This is a genomic window from Streptomyces sp. Ru73 (assembly GCF_002920575.1).
GTDB lineage: Bacteria > Actinomycetota > Actinomycetes > Streptomycetales > Streptomycetaceae > Streptomyces.
In genome coordinates, this window is the sequence record NZ_PQSQ01000068.1 from 1 (window position 1) to 13,953 (window position 13,953).

11 protein-coding genes and 1 pseudogene are annotated in these 13,953 nt (G+C 73.8%); 10 read left to right on the top strand and 2 right to left on the bottom strand.

The features are described 5' to 3' along the window. The 6 genes and pseudogenes from C3486_RS38215 to C3486_RS25210 all read left to right on the top strand — a co-directional run. Window positions 1-115: pseudogene (locus C3486_RS38215) on the top strand (2-hydroxy-3-oxopropionate reductase); the annotation flags it as partial. 166 nt (window positions 116-281) lie between these two features. Further along, window positions 282-887: a TetR/AcrR family transcriptional regulator gene (locus C3486_RS25190; protein WP_181138686.1), complete on the top strand. Its 606-nt coding sequence runs from the start codon at window positions 282-284 to the stop codon at window positions 885-887. 157 nt (window positions 888-1,044) lie between these two features. Then, window positions 1,045-1,587, top strand: a complete 543-nt coding sequence (locus C3486_RS25195) for an SUKH-4 family immunity protein (protein ID WP_103835053.1) — start codon at window positions 1,045-1,047, stop codon at window positions 1,585-1,587. A gap of 468 nt (window positions 1,588-2,055) precedes the next feature. After that, window positions 2,056-3,213, top strand: a complete 1,158-nt coding sequence (locus tag C3486_RS25200) for an acyl-CoA dehydrogenase family protein (protein ID WP_103835054.1) — start codon at window positions 2,056-2,058, stop codon at window positions 3,211-3,213. 33 nt (window positions 3,214-3,246) lie between these two features. Further along, on the top strand, window positions 3,247-4,005 hold the full coding sequence (locus C3486_RS25205; protein ID WP_103835055.1) for an SDR family NAD(P)-dependent oxidoreductase: 759 nt from the start codon (window positions 3,247-3,249) through the stop codon (window positions 4,003-4,005). Window positions 4,006-4,055: 50 nt separating this feature from the next. Continuing rightward, on the top strand, window positions 4,056-5,228 hold the full coding sequence (locus C3486_RS25210) for a thiolase family protein (RefSeq protein WP_103835056.1): 1,173 nt from the start codon (window positions 4,056-4,058) through the stop codon (window positions 5,226-5,228). A gap of 120 nt (window positions 5,229-5,348) precedes the next feature. Here the strand turns inward: C3486_RS25210 and C3486_RS25215 are convergent, their stop codons facing one another. After that, complete coding sequence (locus C3486_RS25215; RefSeq protein ID WP_219822247.1) at window positions 5,349-6,419, bottom strand: MBL fold metallo-hydrolase; 1,071 nt, start codon at window positions 6,417-6,419, stop codon at window positions 5,349-5,351. 241 nt (window positions 6,420-6,660) lie between these two features. Between C3486_RS25215 and C3486_RS25220 the strand changes: the two genes are divergently transcribed. The 4 genes from C3486_RS25220 to C3486_RS25235 all read left to right on the top strand — a co-directional run bounded on the left by C3486_RS25220 (window position 6,661) and on the right by C3486_RS25235 (window position 11,451). Continuing rightward, window positions 6,661-7,425 (top strand): crotonase/enoyl-CoA hydratase family protein, encoded by a 765-nt coding sequence (locus C3486_RS25220; protein ID WP_103835057.1) that lies wholly within the window; start codon window positions 6,661-6,663, stop codon window positions 7,423-7,425. Between the two features lie 186 nt (window positions 7,426-7,611). Beyond that, window positions 7,612-9,282, top strand: coding sequence for a class I adenylate-forming enzyme family protein (locus tag C3486_RS25225; protein WP_103835058.1), 1,671 nt, complete (start codon window positions 7,612-7,614; stop codon window positions 9,280-9,282). 100 nt (window positions 9,283-9,382) lie between these two features. After that, a complete protein-coding gene (locus tag C3486_RS25230; RefSeq protein WP_103835059.1) occupies window positions 9,383-9,898 on the top strand; it encodes a GNAT family N-acetyltransferase in 516 nt (171 codons plus the stop codon). A gap of 515 nt (window positions 9,899-10,413) precedes the next feature. Beyond that, on the top strand, window positions 10,414-11,451 hold the full coding sequence (locus C3486_RS25235) for a nucleotidyltransferase (RefSeq protein WP_103835060.1): 1,038 nt from the start codon (window positions 10,414-10,416) through the stop codon (window positions 11,449-11,451). Between the two features lie 132 nt (window positions 11,452-11,583). On the opposite strand, the gene C3486_RS25240 is transcribed toward C3486_RS25235, so the two are convergent. Continuing rightward, the gene (locus tag C3486_RS25240; protein WP_258052983.1) at window positions 11,584-13,929 is read right to left on the bottom strand and encodes a glycosyltransferase family 4 protein; all 2,346 of its coding nucleotides are present in this window, start codon (window positions 13,927-13,929) and stop codon (window positions 11,584-11,586) included. Window positions 13,930-13,953 lie beyond the last annotated feature (24 nt).

A 13,953-nucleotide genomic window follows, 5' to 3' on the forward strand; every position in this document is an offset into this window, starting at 1 on the left:
GTCGGTCGTCGCCAACCTCGTCGCCTCCCTGCGCGCCCAGGGCGACGGCGGCCTGGACCACTCGGCCCTCCTCCGCGGCGTCGAACGCCTCTCCGGCCTCCCCGTCCAGAGCTGACGGCCGAAAGAAGGACTACGGAACGCCGCCCGGTTGCGTGGCCGGGCGGCGTTCCGCTGCGTACGGGGACGGGTGCCCCCGCCGCCCCCGTACACTGAGCCAACGTTCGTTCAGTCCGGCGCGCGCCGATCGCGCGGCCGCCGGGTTCCGTCAGGAGGGGGCGCCGGTGCAGCCTGCCGGTCAGAGGGCCATTCTCGACGCCGCCCGGCACGAGTTCGCCGGACGCGGGTACGGTGCGGCGTCCATCCGTGACATAGCCCGGCGGGCCGGGGTCAGCCTCTCCGCGATGTACCACTACTACTCCGGCAAGCAGGAACTGCTGCACGCCCTGCTGCACGAGAGCAGCGTCCAGTACTTCGCCTCCTGTGACGAGGAGCTGGCGCGGGCCGGAGAGGACGCGGGGGAGCGGCTGGCGGCCCTGGTCCGGGCCACCGTCCGCTACCGCGCCGAGCGCCGGCTGGAGAGCAGCCTGCTGCTCACCGAGTGGCGCCACCTCTCCGAGGACCGGCTGAAGGAAGCGCGGCAGCGCCAGTACGACGGCTCGCGGCTCTTCCACGAAGTCGTCGACGCCGGCGTGTCGCAGGGAGTCTTCCGTACCCCGCACCCGGAGGACGCCCGGCGCGGGGTGATCGCCATGTGCAACGCGGTGGCCCAGTGGTACCACGAGGGCGGTGACGTCGGCGTGGACGAACTCGCCGAGCGCTACGTGGAGTTGGCGCTCGTCCTGGTCGAGTACCGGCCGGCCGGCAGCCTTCCGCGCCGGGCCCGCTGACCGCCCCGGGCGACCCCGCTTAACGACCGTTCAACTCTCTTTCCCGCCCCGGTCTGCTCCTTCGCGCCGTGCCGTCTGGTCAGATGTCCGACTCGCCGGACGGTTGTTCCCGGTAGAGTCCCGCCGCGTGCGGTCAGCCGTGGGGGGAGGGGCTCCTGTGCCTAAATATGAAGAACTGGTGGCGTGGGCCGGTGCCGGACACGTCGTCCGGGCCGATCCGGACGCCGTGGCGGGGTGGCGGATACCGAAGCGGCAGAAGGAGTTACTGGTGACCACCGGCATACCGGTGGTGGACAACCTCATCGGCACGGCGTGCTTCCAGCACGAGTCCGAGCCGCAGCTGCGCACCCGTGACGGCCGGCTGCTGTACCGATTGACGCAGAACTCGCACGGCAGCCGGTCACCCGCCCTGACCTGGGCGTTCGGTGTCGATCCCGGCTCCGGCGCGGTGTACTACGTGCTGCCCGACGGGGAGGCGTGGTTCGCCAACTCCTCGATAGAGCTGTGGCTGCGCACGCTGCACCACTACGGGCTGCACGTCAGCCGGTCGGCGGTGCTCAACGACCCGCACAGCGACGAGGACGCGGCGGTCGCCGAGCTGGGGCGGCTGGCCGTACAGCTGAAGGCCATCGACCCGCCGGCCTTCGACGGCGTCGTCGGCTACATCTGGGTCGAGTTCCTGGAGAGATGGCTCTGGTGAACCGGTCCCGGTGAGCGACGGCCACGCCAGGACGCGCGGCCCCCGCCGGACCGGCCGATCAGTCTCGGACCTTTAGCGGTCCCTTTGCGCCGACTTGCCGCCAGGTGTCCGGCTCGGGCGGCAGCCGTCGCCCGAGCGCCCCGCCCCGCGGTCCGCCATGGCCGGCCGCGCGCGCAGCCCCGCCGACCAGCGGCGTCCCTCCGGGGCCGGTCCGCGTGTCCGGCCCGCCCGTGCCGTGCCCCCGCGGGGACGGCAGCGGCGGCGGGTGCGCGGGAGCCATCCGGGGAAACGGGGTGGTGCATGGGACGGATGGGCCGCTGCGTCCCTGGTCCCGGCAGGCGTGGTAGAGCGACGCGGCTCAGAGGTCCCGGAGCTGCCGCCCGCTCCCTGGACAGGACTTCGGTGCACCCGTAACTTAACGATCGTTCGTCAACAGAGGCGCCACAGGGCTACGGAAGGGGACCTGTCGTGCAGCGGACGGTGTTCAACGAGGACCACGAGGCGTTCCGGGAGACCCTGCGGAGCTTCATCGCCAAGGAAGTGGTCCCCGTCTTCCCCTCCTGGGAGGAACAGGGCCACCCCGACCGGGAGTTCTACCGGCGCCTCGGCGAGCTGGGCGTCCTCGGCATCCAGGTGCCCGAGGAGTACGGCGGCGGGGGAGAGGCGAGCTTCAAGTTCAGCGCGGTGGTGATGGAGGAGACCGCCCGCGCCGGCGTCTCCTTCGGCGGATACTCGGTGCACGCCAACCTCATCCTGCCGTACCTGCTCGCGTACGCCACCGACGAGCAGAAGCGCCGCTGGCTGCCCCGCTTCGCCTCCGGCGACATGATGACCGCCATCGCCATGACCGAGCCCGGCACCGGCTCCGACCTGGCCGGCATGCGGACCACCGCCCGGCTCTCCGCGGACGGCCGCCACTACGTCCTCAACGGCGCCAAGACCTTCATCACCGGCGGCGCCCTCGCCGACCTGGTGCTGGTCGTCTGCCGCACCTCGCCGCCCGACCCGGACGACCGCAGGGCCGGCCTGTCCATCCTGTGCGTGGAGTCCGCGAGCGAGGGGTTCGCCGTCGGCCGGAAGCTGGACAAGATCGGCCTGAAGTCCTCCGACACCGCCGAACTCTCCTTCACCGACGTCCGCGTGCCGGCGGAGAACCTGCTCGGCGAGGAGGGGCGGGGCTTCACCTACCTCACCCACAACCTCCCGCAGGAACGCCTGTCCATCGCGCTGGGCAGCACGGCGGCGGCCGCCGCCGCGGTGCGCTTCGCCACCGAGTACGTCAAGGAGCGCACCGTCTTCGGGAAGAGCGTCGCCTCGTTCCAGAACACCAAGTTCGTGCTCGCGGAGTGCGCCGCCGAGACCGAGGCGGCGCAGACCCTCGCGGACCGGGCGCTGGAGCTGAACGACGCGGGTGAGCTGAGCGCCGCCGACGCCGCCAAGACCAAGCTGTTCTGCACCGAGGCCGCCGGTCGGGTGATCGACAAGTGCCTGCAGCTGCACGGCGGTTACGGCTACATGACCGAGTACCCGATCGCGCGGCTGTACGCCGACACCCGGGTCTCGCGCATCTACGGCGGCACCAGCGAGGTCATGAAGACGATCATCGCCAAGTCGCTCGGCCTCTGAACCGCCGCACGCCCCCTACCGGAAGGCACCCGCATGCAGACCACCGGAATCTCCGCCGTCGTCACCGGCGGCGCCTCGGGCCTGGGCCGCGCCACCGCCGAGCGGCTGCGGGCCGGCGGCGCCGAGGTCGTCCTGCTCGATCTGCCCGCCTCCGACGGCGAGTCCGTCGCCAAGGAGACCGGCGCCGTCTTCGTGCCCGGCGACGTGACCAGCGAGGACAGCGCCGCCGAGGCCGTCGCAGCGGCCGCGGCCCGCGCCCCCCTGCGAGTCACCGTCAACTGCGCCGGCATCGGCGGCTCCGTACGCGTCGTCGGCAAGGACGGCACGGTCGACACCCTCGAACGCTTCACACGGATCGTCCAGGTCAACCTCGTCGGCACGTTCAACGTGCTGCGCCTGGCCGCCGCCGAGATGGCACGGAACGAACCGGTCGACGGCGAGCGCGGCGTCATCATCAACACCGCCTCCGTCGCCGCGTACGAGGGCCAGATCGGCCAGCACGCGTACTCCGCCTCCAAGGGCGGCATCGTCGGCATGACGCTGCCGCTCGCCCGGGACCTGGCGGCGCGCGCTATCCGGGTGATGACCATCGCGCCGGGCCTCTTCGACACCCCGCTGCTCGGCCGCGCGCCGGAGCACGTCAGGGAGGCGCTGGGCAAGCAGGTGCCGCATCCGCGGCGGCTCGGCACGGCCGGTGAGTACGCGCAGCTCGCCGAGGCGATCATCGCCAACCCGATGCTCAACGGCGAGGTCATCCGCCTGGACGGCGCCATCCGCATGTCCCCGAAGTAGCCGCTCACCAGCCCCCCTTCCCCCTCCTTATCGTCAGGACGGAGCTCCCCATGCGCGACGCCGTCATCGTCGACGCCGTACGTACCCCCATCGGCAAGGGCAAGCCGGGCGGTGCGCTGTCCGGCGTGCACCCCGTCGACCTGTCCGCACACGTACTGAACGCGCTGGCCCGGCGTACCGGGCTGGACCCGGCCCTGGTCGACGACGTGGTCTGGGGCTGCGTCTCCCAGGTCGGCGAGCAGGCGGGGTGCATCGGCCGGTACGCCGTGCTCGCGGCCGGCTGGCCCGAGTCGGTGCCGGGCGTGACCGTGGACCGGCAGTGCGGGTCCTCGCAGCAGGCCGTGCACCAGGCCGCCGCCGGCGTCATCGCCGGCCAGTACGACATCGCGGTGGCGGGCGGCGTCGAAGCGATGTCACGGGTCCCGATGGGTGCAGCGCGGGCCGGGAACGAGTACGGCAGGCCGTACGGGCCGCTGGTCGCCGAGCGCTACGACCACGTCCGCTTCCACCAGGGCATCGGCGCTGAGATGATCGCCGAGGAGTTCGGGCTGTCCAGGACCGAGCTGGACCAGCACGCGCTGGACTCGCACGAGAAGGCGGCCCGCGCCCTCGACGAGGGCCGCTTCGCCGGGCAGCTCGCGCCCGTCACCGTCCCGGACGGGGACGGCGGCGAGCGGGTCGTCGACACCGACGAGGGCGTGCGCCGCGGCGGCACGCTGGACAAGCTCGCCGCCCTGACGACGCCGTTCAAGGAGGACGGGGTGATCTCGGCGGGGAACGCCTCGCAGATCTCAGACGGCTCGGCCGCGCTGCTGATCACGACCGGCGAGGTCGCCCGGCGGCACGGCTGGACGCCGATGGCCCGCATCCATACGGCCGTACTGGCCGGCGTCGACCCGGTGACCATGCTCAAGGGCCCGATCCCGGCGACCGAGAAGGCCCTGAAGCGCGCCGGTCTGTCGATCGGCGAGATCGGCGCCTTCGAGATCAACGAGGCGTTCGCCTCCGTGTCGCTGGGCTGGCAGCGCACCGTCGGCGCCGACTACGACCGGCTCAATCCCAACGGCGGTGCCATCGCCCTCGGTCACCCGCTGGGCGGCTCCGGCGCCCGCCTGATGACCACCCTCGTCCACCACATGCGCGACAACGGCACCCGCTACGGCCTCCAGGCCATGTGCGAGGGCGGCGGGATGGCCAACGCGACGGTGCTCGAACTGCTCTGACGCGGGCGGCCGGGCCGTGCGCGTCGTGGGCGGTCCGGCCGTTCCGGTCAGGCAGCGCCGGTCGGCGGCCCCGGTCAGTGGTCCCCGTCGGCGGTCCCGGCCGGCGGTCCCGAGTCCCGGTCAGGCCGGCGCTGCCGGTGTCCAGGTGGCCGGCCGTTCCGGGCCCGCCGGGTGTTCGGTGACCTCGCCGCGGCCGGCGAGCAGCTTGAGGTGGGCGAGGGTCTCGGCGAGCGCGAAGCGGCGCTGCTGGCGGCCGAACTCCTGCCAGGTACGGGACCACTTCAGCCGCGCGGCGACCTGCCAGGCGGTGGCGCCGGGGGTGGCGGTGACCGCGGCCAGCGTCTCGGCCAGGCGCTCGGTGTGGTGCCGCGCGATGTGCGCGAGCCGCTGGTCCAGCTGCCGGAAGCGGTACTCGTGCGCGGGCAGCACCTCGGCGACGTCGTAGCCGGTCAGCTTGTCCAGGGAGCGCAGGAAGTCCGCGAGGGGGTCGCCGGTGCTCTGCAGCAGGTACCCGATCGACGGCGTGATCCGCGGGAGTACATGGTCGCCGGAGAACAGCAGCTGCCGGTCGGGCCAGTAGAAGCAGGAGTGGCCGGGGCTGTGCCCGGGCGTCCAGACGACCCGCAGGCCGAGGCCGGGCAGGGTGATGCGCTCGCCGTCCTGGAGGAGCACGTCGGGGCGCGGCGCGCGGAGCAACCGGTCGGGGGCGATGGCGTCGGCGGTGGCGTCCGCGTCGGCGGCCGGCATGCCGTGCCGGGTGAGGTGGCCGACGTAGCCGCGCCGCCACTTGTCGTACGTGTCCAGCTCCGGGCCGGCCGTGCGGGCGTCCAGTTCGTGCAGCGCGACGTACGCGCCGGAGGCCTCGCGGACCCGCCCGGCCAGGCCGAGGTGGTCGGCGTGGTTGTGGGTGACGAGGACGGCCCGGACGTCGCGCACGTCGTACCCGGTCTCCGCCAGGCCGTCGTTGAGGGCCTGCCAGGAGATGTCGGCGTCCCAGCCCGCGTCGATCAGGGCCAGTCCGTCGCGGAGTTCGAGGGCGTAGACCAGGACGTAGCGCAGCGGATTGTCGGGAAGCGGGACGGGGAGGGACCACAGGCCGTCCCGGACGCGTTCGACGGGCGGCAGTACGCCGTCCTGCCAGGCGCGCCACTGCACGGTGCCGGTGATCTCGGCTGTTGCGTCGGCTGTCACAGGAGCCCGGTCCCTTCGATGTGCCCGAACGACGGCGAACGAGCGTTAAGTTTACAGACCAACCATCGGCTGGGGCAGGGGGCGGGATGATCTCGTCCGCCGGGAAAAGCCGGGCGGCCGACGGGCTTTGGACCTTCTGACGGGACCTGGACAGGCCCGGGCATGCCGCCTTAGCTTAACGATCGTTCGACTTCCTGCGATCTCCGTGCCCATCGCGCCCACCGTGCCGTCAGGAGCCGTCATGTCCGATGTGGTCCGCACCGAGTACGCCGACGGCATCGCCGTCCTCACCATCGACCGCCCGGAAGCCCGCAACGCGGTCAACCGGGCCGTCTCCGAAGGCATCGCGGCGGCCCTGGACGAGCTGGACGCCCGCGACGACCTGGCCGTCGGCATCCTCACCGGCGCGGGCGGCACGTTCTGCGCCGGCATGGACCTCAAGGGGTTCCTGGCCGGTGAGCGCCCCAGTATCGAGGGGCGCGGCTTCGCCGGGATCACCGAGGCGCCGCCCCGCAAGCCGCTGATCGCCGCGGTCGAGGGCTACGCGCTGGCCGGCGGGTGCGAGGTGGTGCTCGCCTGCGACCTGGTGGTGGCCGCCGAGGACGCGCAGTTCGGCCTGCCCGAGGTCAAGCGGGGGCTGGTCGCCGCGGCCGGCGGACTGCTGCGGCTGCCGCGCCGGCTCCCGTACCAGGTGGCCATGGAACTCGCCCTGACCGGCGCCTTCCTGCCGGCTCCGAAGGCACATGCGTACGGGCTGGTCAACCGGCTCACCGAACCCGGCGGTGCGCTGGCCGGCGCGCGGGAACTGGCCCGCGAGGTCGCCGCCAACGGACCGCTCGCCGTCCAGGTCTCCAAGCAGGTGATCGCCGAGGCACCTTCCTGGCCGGCCGGGGAGACGGCGGACCGCCAGCGCGCCCTCGTGGAGCCGGTGTTCGCCTCGCAGGACGCGAAGGAGGGCGCCCGCGCGTTCGCCGAGAAGCGCCCGCCGCGCTGGACCGGCCGCTGAGCCGACGCGCGACCGGCCGCTGAGCCGACCGCGCGACCAGCTGCTCGGCCGACCGCGGGGCGAGCCGCTGAGGCCGCCCCGCCCCGCACCCGAACGCACCCTCCCGCCACCGTCGGCAGCCCCGAGGTACCGCCCGCAGCCACCACCCGCAGACCGCAGAGCCCGACACCCCCGAGGAGTCGCACCGTGCCGCGTACCGCACTGGCCTACCCGTCCCTGCCCGCCGGAGCCGTGCTCGCCGGGGCCGCGCGGCGCTGGCCCGACCGGCTCGCGCTGACCGACGGGCAGCGGAGCCTGACGTACGCCGAGCTGTACGACCGGGCGCTGCGCTGCGCGCGGGGCCTGCGCGAACACGGCATCGCACCGGGCGAGACCGTGCTGCTGATGATCCCCAACACCCCGTGGTTCTCCGTCGCGTACTGGGGAACGCTGCTGGCCGGCGCGGTCGTCAGCCCGGCCAACCCGGCCCAGCCGGCGGCCCCGCTGGCCGCGCAGCTCGCGGACTCGGGCGCCCGCGCGGTGCTCGCGTACCCGGGCGCCCTGCCCTCCGTGTACGCCGCCGACGGGCCGGGCGTGCGCTTCACCGCCGTCGTACCGGGACCGGGCGGCCCCGTGGCGCCGGACGCCCTCCCCGAGCCGCCGGCCGGCCGTACCGTGCTGTCCGCCGACGACCTCCTGGCGCACGGCACGGCCGAGCCCGCGCACCGCGCCCCCGACGACCTGGCGCACCTGGCGTTCACCGGCGGCACCACCGGCCGGTCGAAGGCCGTCCGCGTGCTGCACCGCAACGTGATCGCCAACGCCGCCCAGGCCGTGTGGGTACGCGCCGCAGGACGGCTGTACGACGACGGCGGCGTGCTCGGCGTCGTGCGCGACGAGGCGGCCGCGACGCCGCACCACTCCGTGCCCGGCGCCGAGTCGACGCTCGCCGTCGCCCCGCTCTTCCACGCCATGGGCCTGATCGGAATGGTGGCCCAGACGGTCATCGGCACCACCGCCGTCCTGCACACCCGCTTCGACCCCGCGCGCTACCTGGCCGACATCGAAGCGCACCAGGTGGGATCGGTCGGCGGCTCGCCCACGATGTACCGCGCGCTGCTGGCCTCCCCGGCGAGCGCCGGGCGCCGCCTGAAGAGCGTGCGCAACGTCAACTCCGGGGCCGCGCCCATGGACCCCGAGACCCGGCGGCGGCTCGCCGGGCTCTTCCCGGAGGCGGTGTACACCGAGGGGTACGGGCTCACCGAGGCCACGATGGCGCTCACCATGTGCCCGCTGGACCCCGCGGCGCGGACGCCGCACGGCACGGTCGGCGTCGCCCTCCCGGACACCGAGCTGTCGATCCGCGACCTGCTCGACCCGGCACGCGAGCTGCCGGCGGGGGAGACCGGCGAACTGTGGGCGCGCGGCCCTCAGATCACCGACGGCTACGAGGGGCACCCGGAACTCACCGCCGGTCAGTACGCGGACGGCTGGCTGCGCACCGGCGACATCGGGCGCCTGGACGAGCGGGGCCACCTCTTCCTCTCGGGGCGCGCCAAGGACATGCTGATCTACAAGGGCTACAACGTCTATCCGCTGCACCTGGAGGACATCCTCGCCGGGCACCCGGCGGTGGCGGCGGCCGCGGTGATCGGCGCGCCCGCGGGGGAGGCGGGCGAGATACCGGCGGCGTACGTGGTACTGCGGAGCGGCGCGACGGCCACGGCGGGCGAGCTGATGGCGTACGTCGCGGAGCGCGTCGCGCCCTACCAGCGGGTGCGCGAGCTGCACTTCACGGACGCGCTGCCGGTCTCGGCGGCCGGCAAGGTGCTCAAGACGGCGCTGCGCGAACGGCATGCCGCACGCGGCGCCGAGTAGCGGCCGGCCGCTGCCGCACAGCCCGTCGCGAACTCCCGAGATCGCGGCGGCCGGTCCGCGCCGATGCGGCGGCGGTGCATGGCCGCTAGCGTCATGGCGTATGCAGACGACTCTGTACGGCGCCGACGTGGTGCTGCGTCCCGCGACGGCGGACGACGTTCCCGCCCTGGCCGCGATCAGGGCCGAGCCCGAGGTGTACGCCCGATGGCGGGGCGGTGCGGATCTGGTGGCCGCGGTCGCCGACGACCTCGCCTCGTCCGGTCAGTACTCCTACGTGATCGAGTACGGGGGCCGGATCATTGGCGCGATCCAGTGGTCGGAGGAGTCGGATCCGGACTATCGCCATGCGAATATCGACATCTATCTGACGTCCGCGCTGCACGGCCGGGGACTGGGTACCGATGCCGTGCGCACGCTCGCCCGCCACCTGCTGACGGAGCGTGGTCATCACCGGATCACGATCGACCCGGCGGCGGACAACGAAGCGGCGATCCGGAGTTACCGGAAGGTGGGCTTCCGGCCGGTCGGGATCATGCGGCGCTACGAGCGCGGCCCCGACGGCACCTGGCACGACGGGCTCCTGATGGACCTCCTGGCCGAGGATCTGACGGGCTGAAGGCTGCCTCGGGTGGTCCGGACGGGGCTGTCACCCGATGCCTCTGGCATATGCCGAGCGGCTGCCGGCCGCGGTCGGGTGTGGTCCCGATGGCGACAGGGCGTGAAATGAGCGCTGTCGACTTCGGTCGAGGAAGGGGGAATTAAGTTCATCATCGATCAGGACGAGCTGTTTCGCGGTGCTCCACGACAGATATATGCGTAGTTGAATGGAGCGTCACACCGCTCGCCGGGCGGGCGGCCACCCGGTCGGTTCGGCGTGCGCGCGCGGAACCGGAACCCGTCGGGCGGAAGTGACGTGGAGTGGCGCGAGGCAACTGCGGCAGTATGCGCGGTCATCGGCCGGAGGCGGAGAGGAACGATTTTTCCCATGCATGATGTGACACGTTCGACCCCTTCCGCTGAAACGATTCCCCGCTACGCTCGCTCCTCCCCGCACCCCGTCGGCCCGGTCGCCGGCGGACAACCGGAATGCCCCCTCGTCCCGCTGATGTCGAGAGAAACGAGCCCCGCGCGATGATGTACACCGCCAGGACCGCCTTCGGCGACTTCGACCAGGCCCTCGCCCTGGAACCCGGGCGCTACGAGAGGGCCAGGCGCCGGCACCGCCAGATCACGGCGGCGCTGAAGAACGCGGGCCTGATCGAGAGCAGCTGCCTCCAGGGCAGCTTCGCCCGCAAGACCCGCATCGCGCCGCTGGACGACGTCGGCATGGTCATGGTCTTCCACCGGCGCTTCGCCCGCCTCGTCAAGCGGCCCGGCGGTGCCTCCGACGCCATGGCGATGCTCTGCGACGCGGTCACCGAGGCGTTCCCCGGCTCCCGGTTCGGCGACGACGACCGGACCTCGCGCGCCCTCCAGATCACCTTCCCCGACCTGGACGTCACCTTCGGCCTGACCCCCGCGCTCGCCGACCCGCGCTGCACCGACCTGCTCACCGCCGACTGGGAGCGGGACAGCTGGGAGCGCTCGACCGTCCGCACGCTCAACCGCGTCATCGGCCGCCACGACCACGCCACCGACGGCCGCTTCGTCCACCAGGTCCGGATGCTCAAGGCGTTAAGGACCGCCCACCCGGCGCTGCGCGAGACGCGCGGGCTGCTGTGGGAGGCGCTCGCGTACGAAGCGGTCTCGGGCCCGCGTCAGCACACCGACGCGATCGCCACGGCGCTCGCGCACGCCGCCGAGGCCGTCTCCGGCCCCGTCCTGGACCCCACGGGGACCCAGGACCTGACCGAGGACTGGACGGCGGACCTGCGCAGCGCCCGCGCCGAGGTACTCGCCGCACTGGCCGCGCAGGCCGCCGAGGCACGCCGCAGGGAACGGGACGGCGACCACGCCGGGGCCATCCGGATCTGGCACGGCGTCTTCGGCGACCCCTTCCCGGCCACGGCAGCCGGCCGCGCCGAGCCGGCGGCCGGCGGCGGACACCGCACCACGCGCAGGCGCGGCGCCCCGAGCATGCGCATCCGTGCCTTCGGCTCCTTCACCGCGCGCCCGGTGACCTGGTCCGTCTTCGCCGGTGCCGCCCGCACGGCGCCGCCGGCGAGGTGAGGCCGGCCGGCGGCCCCTCCCCGAGAGCGGTACGCCCCGCCGGCGGTCCGGCGACCGAGGACGCGCCCTGCCGCGCCGCGCCCGGCCCGCCACCCGCGCCGACGGACCGGCGGCGGGGCACCGCGCAGGCCGTCAGCCCTGCGGCAGGTGCGCGCACCGGGGCGCCGCCCCGTGCGCCGCGGACGTGTCCGGGGCCGGTGCCGGAGCGGTCACGAGCGCCAGGTCGTTGGCGTCGGTGAAGTACGGCCGGACCCGCGCCCTGGACGCGCCCTCGCCCCGGTACGCCGACGGGTGGGAGTCGATGTCCTTGCGGGCGACGATGTCCCCGCCGATCCGCCCGATCCGTACGGCCATGCCGCCCGGCAGCACCAGCCGCAGGTCCCAGAACTCCCGCTCGCGCGGCGTCGTCCCGGCCACTCGCCCGGTGAAGTCCTCGTGCGGCAGCAGGCAGCAGAAGCGGCCCGCGCCCAGCTCGGTGGCGGGCAGCCGCAGCACCGTGGGACGTTCGCCGCGGCGCGTCGCGGTCACCACCGAGTCCGGCGTCAGCACGGCGCCCAGCAGCTCGGCCTCCACGTACGTGACCGAGGGACCGACCGCGACCCACACCGCCTCCGCGTGCGCGGCGCGCTGCCACACCCGCACCGTCAGCCGCCCGGTGTCGGTGGCGTACGGGATCCAGGACCGCACCGCGCCGCCGGCCACCTCCGGGCCCCGGCCGACCAGCGCGGCCCGCTCGACCATCGTGGACCGCACGTGCCGCTGCGCCCCGTCGGCCCGCCGCCGCACCCACACCTCCCAGTGCCCCTCGGCGAGCGGCATACGGGCCAGCCGCAGCCGGACCCGGTACGGGCCGCCCCGGCCCTCCCGGACGGGCGGCGGCAGCGGTACCCGTACCTCCTCCGCCGAATTGCGGCGGCGCAGCAGCAGATCGGCCGGGCCGGTCAGGCCCGCCGCGGGGAACGTCAGGTGCAGGGCGCCGTCGTCGGCGACCGCGCAGCGCGCCACGGGGCGCAGCTTGCGTGCCGTACCGTCGGCCCGCGCGGCAGCGGCGGGGGAGATCCGCCGCACCACACCGAGCAGCGGCACGGCAGTCACCGGCCGCTGCAGGAGGGGGCGTACCGCGCGTCCGGCGAGCGCCCGGCCGGCCCGCAGCAGCCCGCCCCGCCCCGCCGCGCCGGAGCCTCCGCGCAGCGCATGCGCCCCGTGCGGCTTCGGCCGCGCCGGCGTCCCGCAGCCCTTGCCGGTCCGTGCGGCGAGGTCCTCGAAGAGCTTGAGGTAGGCGTGTGCGACGGCCGAGGGCGCGTAGTCGAGCGCCTTGGCCCGGGCGGCGGCGGCCATCGCGGAGCGCCGCTCGTCGTCCGCGATCAGGTCCAGCAGCGCGGCCGCGAACTCCGCGGCGTTGCCGGGCTGGACGAGCAGCCCGTCCACCCCGTCGGCGATGATCTCGCCGGGCCCGAACGGGCAGTCGGTGGCGACCACCGGGAGCCCCGCGTGCATCGCCTCCACGATCGTCATCCCGAAGGACTCGCCGTCCGAGGAGACCGCGGCGATCGAGCCCTTGGCCCACTCCGGCTCGATCGGCGCGTGCGCGCCCATCATCGTGATCTGCTCGGACAGCCCCAGCTCGTGGATGCGGGCCCGCAGTGCCCGTGCCTCGGGGCCGCGCCCGTACAGCCGCAGCTTCCAGTCGGGGCGCTGTTCCACGACGCGCGCGAACGCGTCGATCAGCAGCCGGTAGTTCTTGATGCGGATCAGCCGGCCGGCCGCGACCACCAGCTTGTTCCGCCCGGTGGAGGGCGAGACGTCCGGCTGCGGCACCGCGTTGGGGATGCAGCGGATCTCCGTGGCGACGTCCGGCAGCGCCTCGCGGTAGATCCGGGCGTCCTGCCGGGAGACCGTCACGAAGGCGTCCAGGTGCGCCACCGCGGCGTTCTGCACCGCCCGCAGGTCGGCGCGGTGCATGTCGTGGGTGAGGTGTTCCTGCCCGACGAGCAGCGCGCGGGCGGGCCCGAACCGGGCCAGGTAGACGTTGATGCCGGGCCGGGTCCCGATCACCACGTCCGCTTCGGTGTCCCGCAGGTAGCGCTCGATCCGCTCGTCCACCAGCGCGCTGCACAGCTTGAAGGGGCCGTCGCAGGCGGGGTAGACGCGCGAGGGGTTGCCCTTCGGGTCGTGCGCCGGGTCGAAGCCGGGCTGGTCCCGGCGGGCCTCGACCAGCGGCACGATCCGTACGCGCGGGTGGACGGGCAGGGCCGGCGTCGCCCGGGACCGGATCATCGAGACGATCTCGACGTCGTGCCCGGCCTCCGCCAGGGCGCCGGAGAGGTTGACGGTGGAGCGGATGGTGCCGCCGATGCCGTAGAGGTTGAAGAGGAGGAAGCACACCTTCAGCCGGCGGGCCGCCCCTCCAGGGGGCGCCGGACGCGCCGCCGTTACCGGAACCATGCCTGACACGACCACGTCGTCACGCTTCTGCACAGAACTGGAGAATATGGCGCTAAT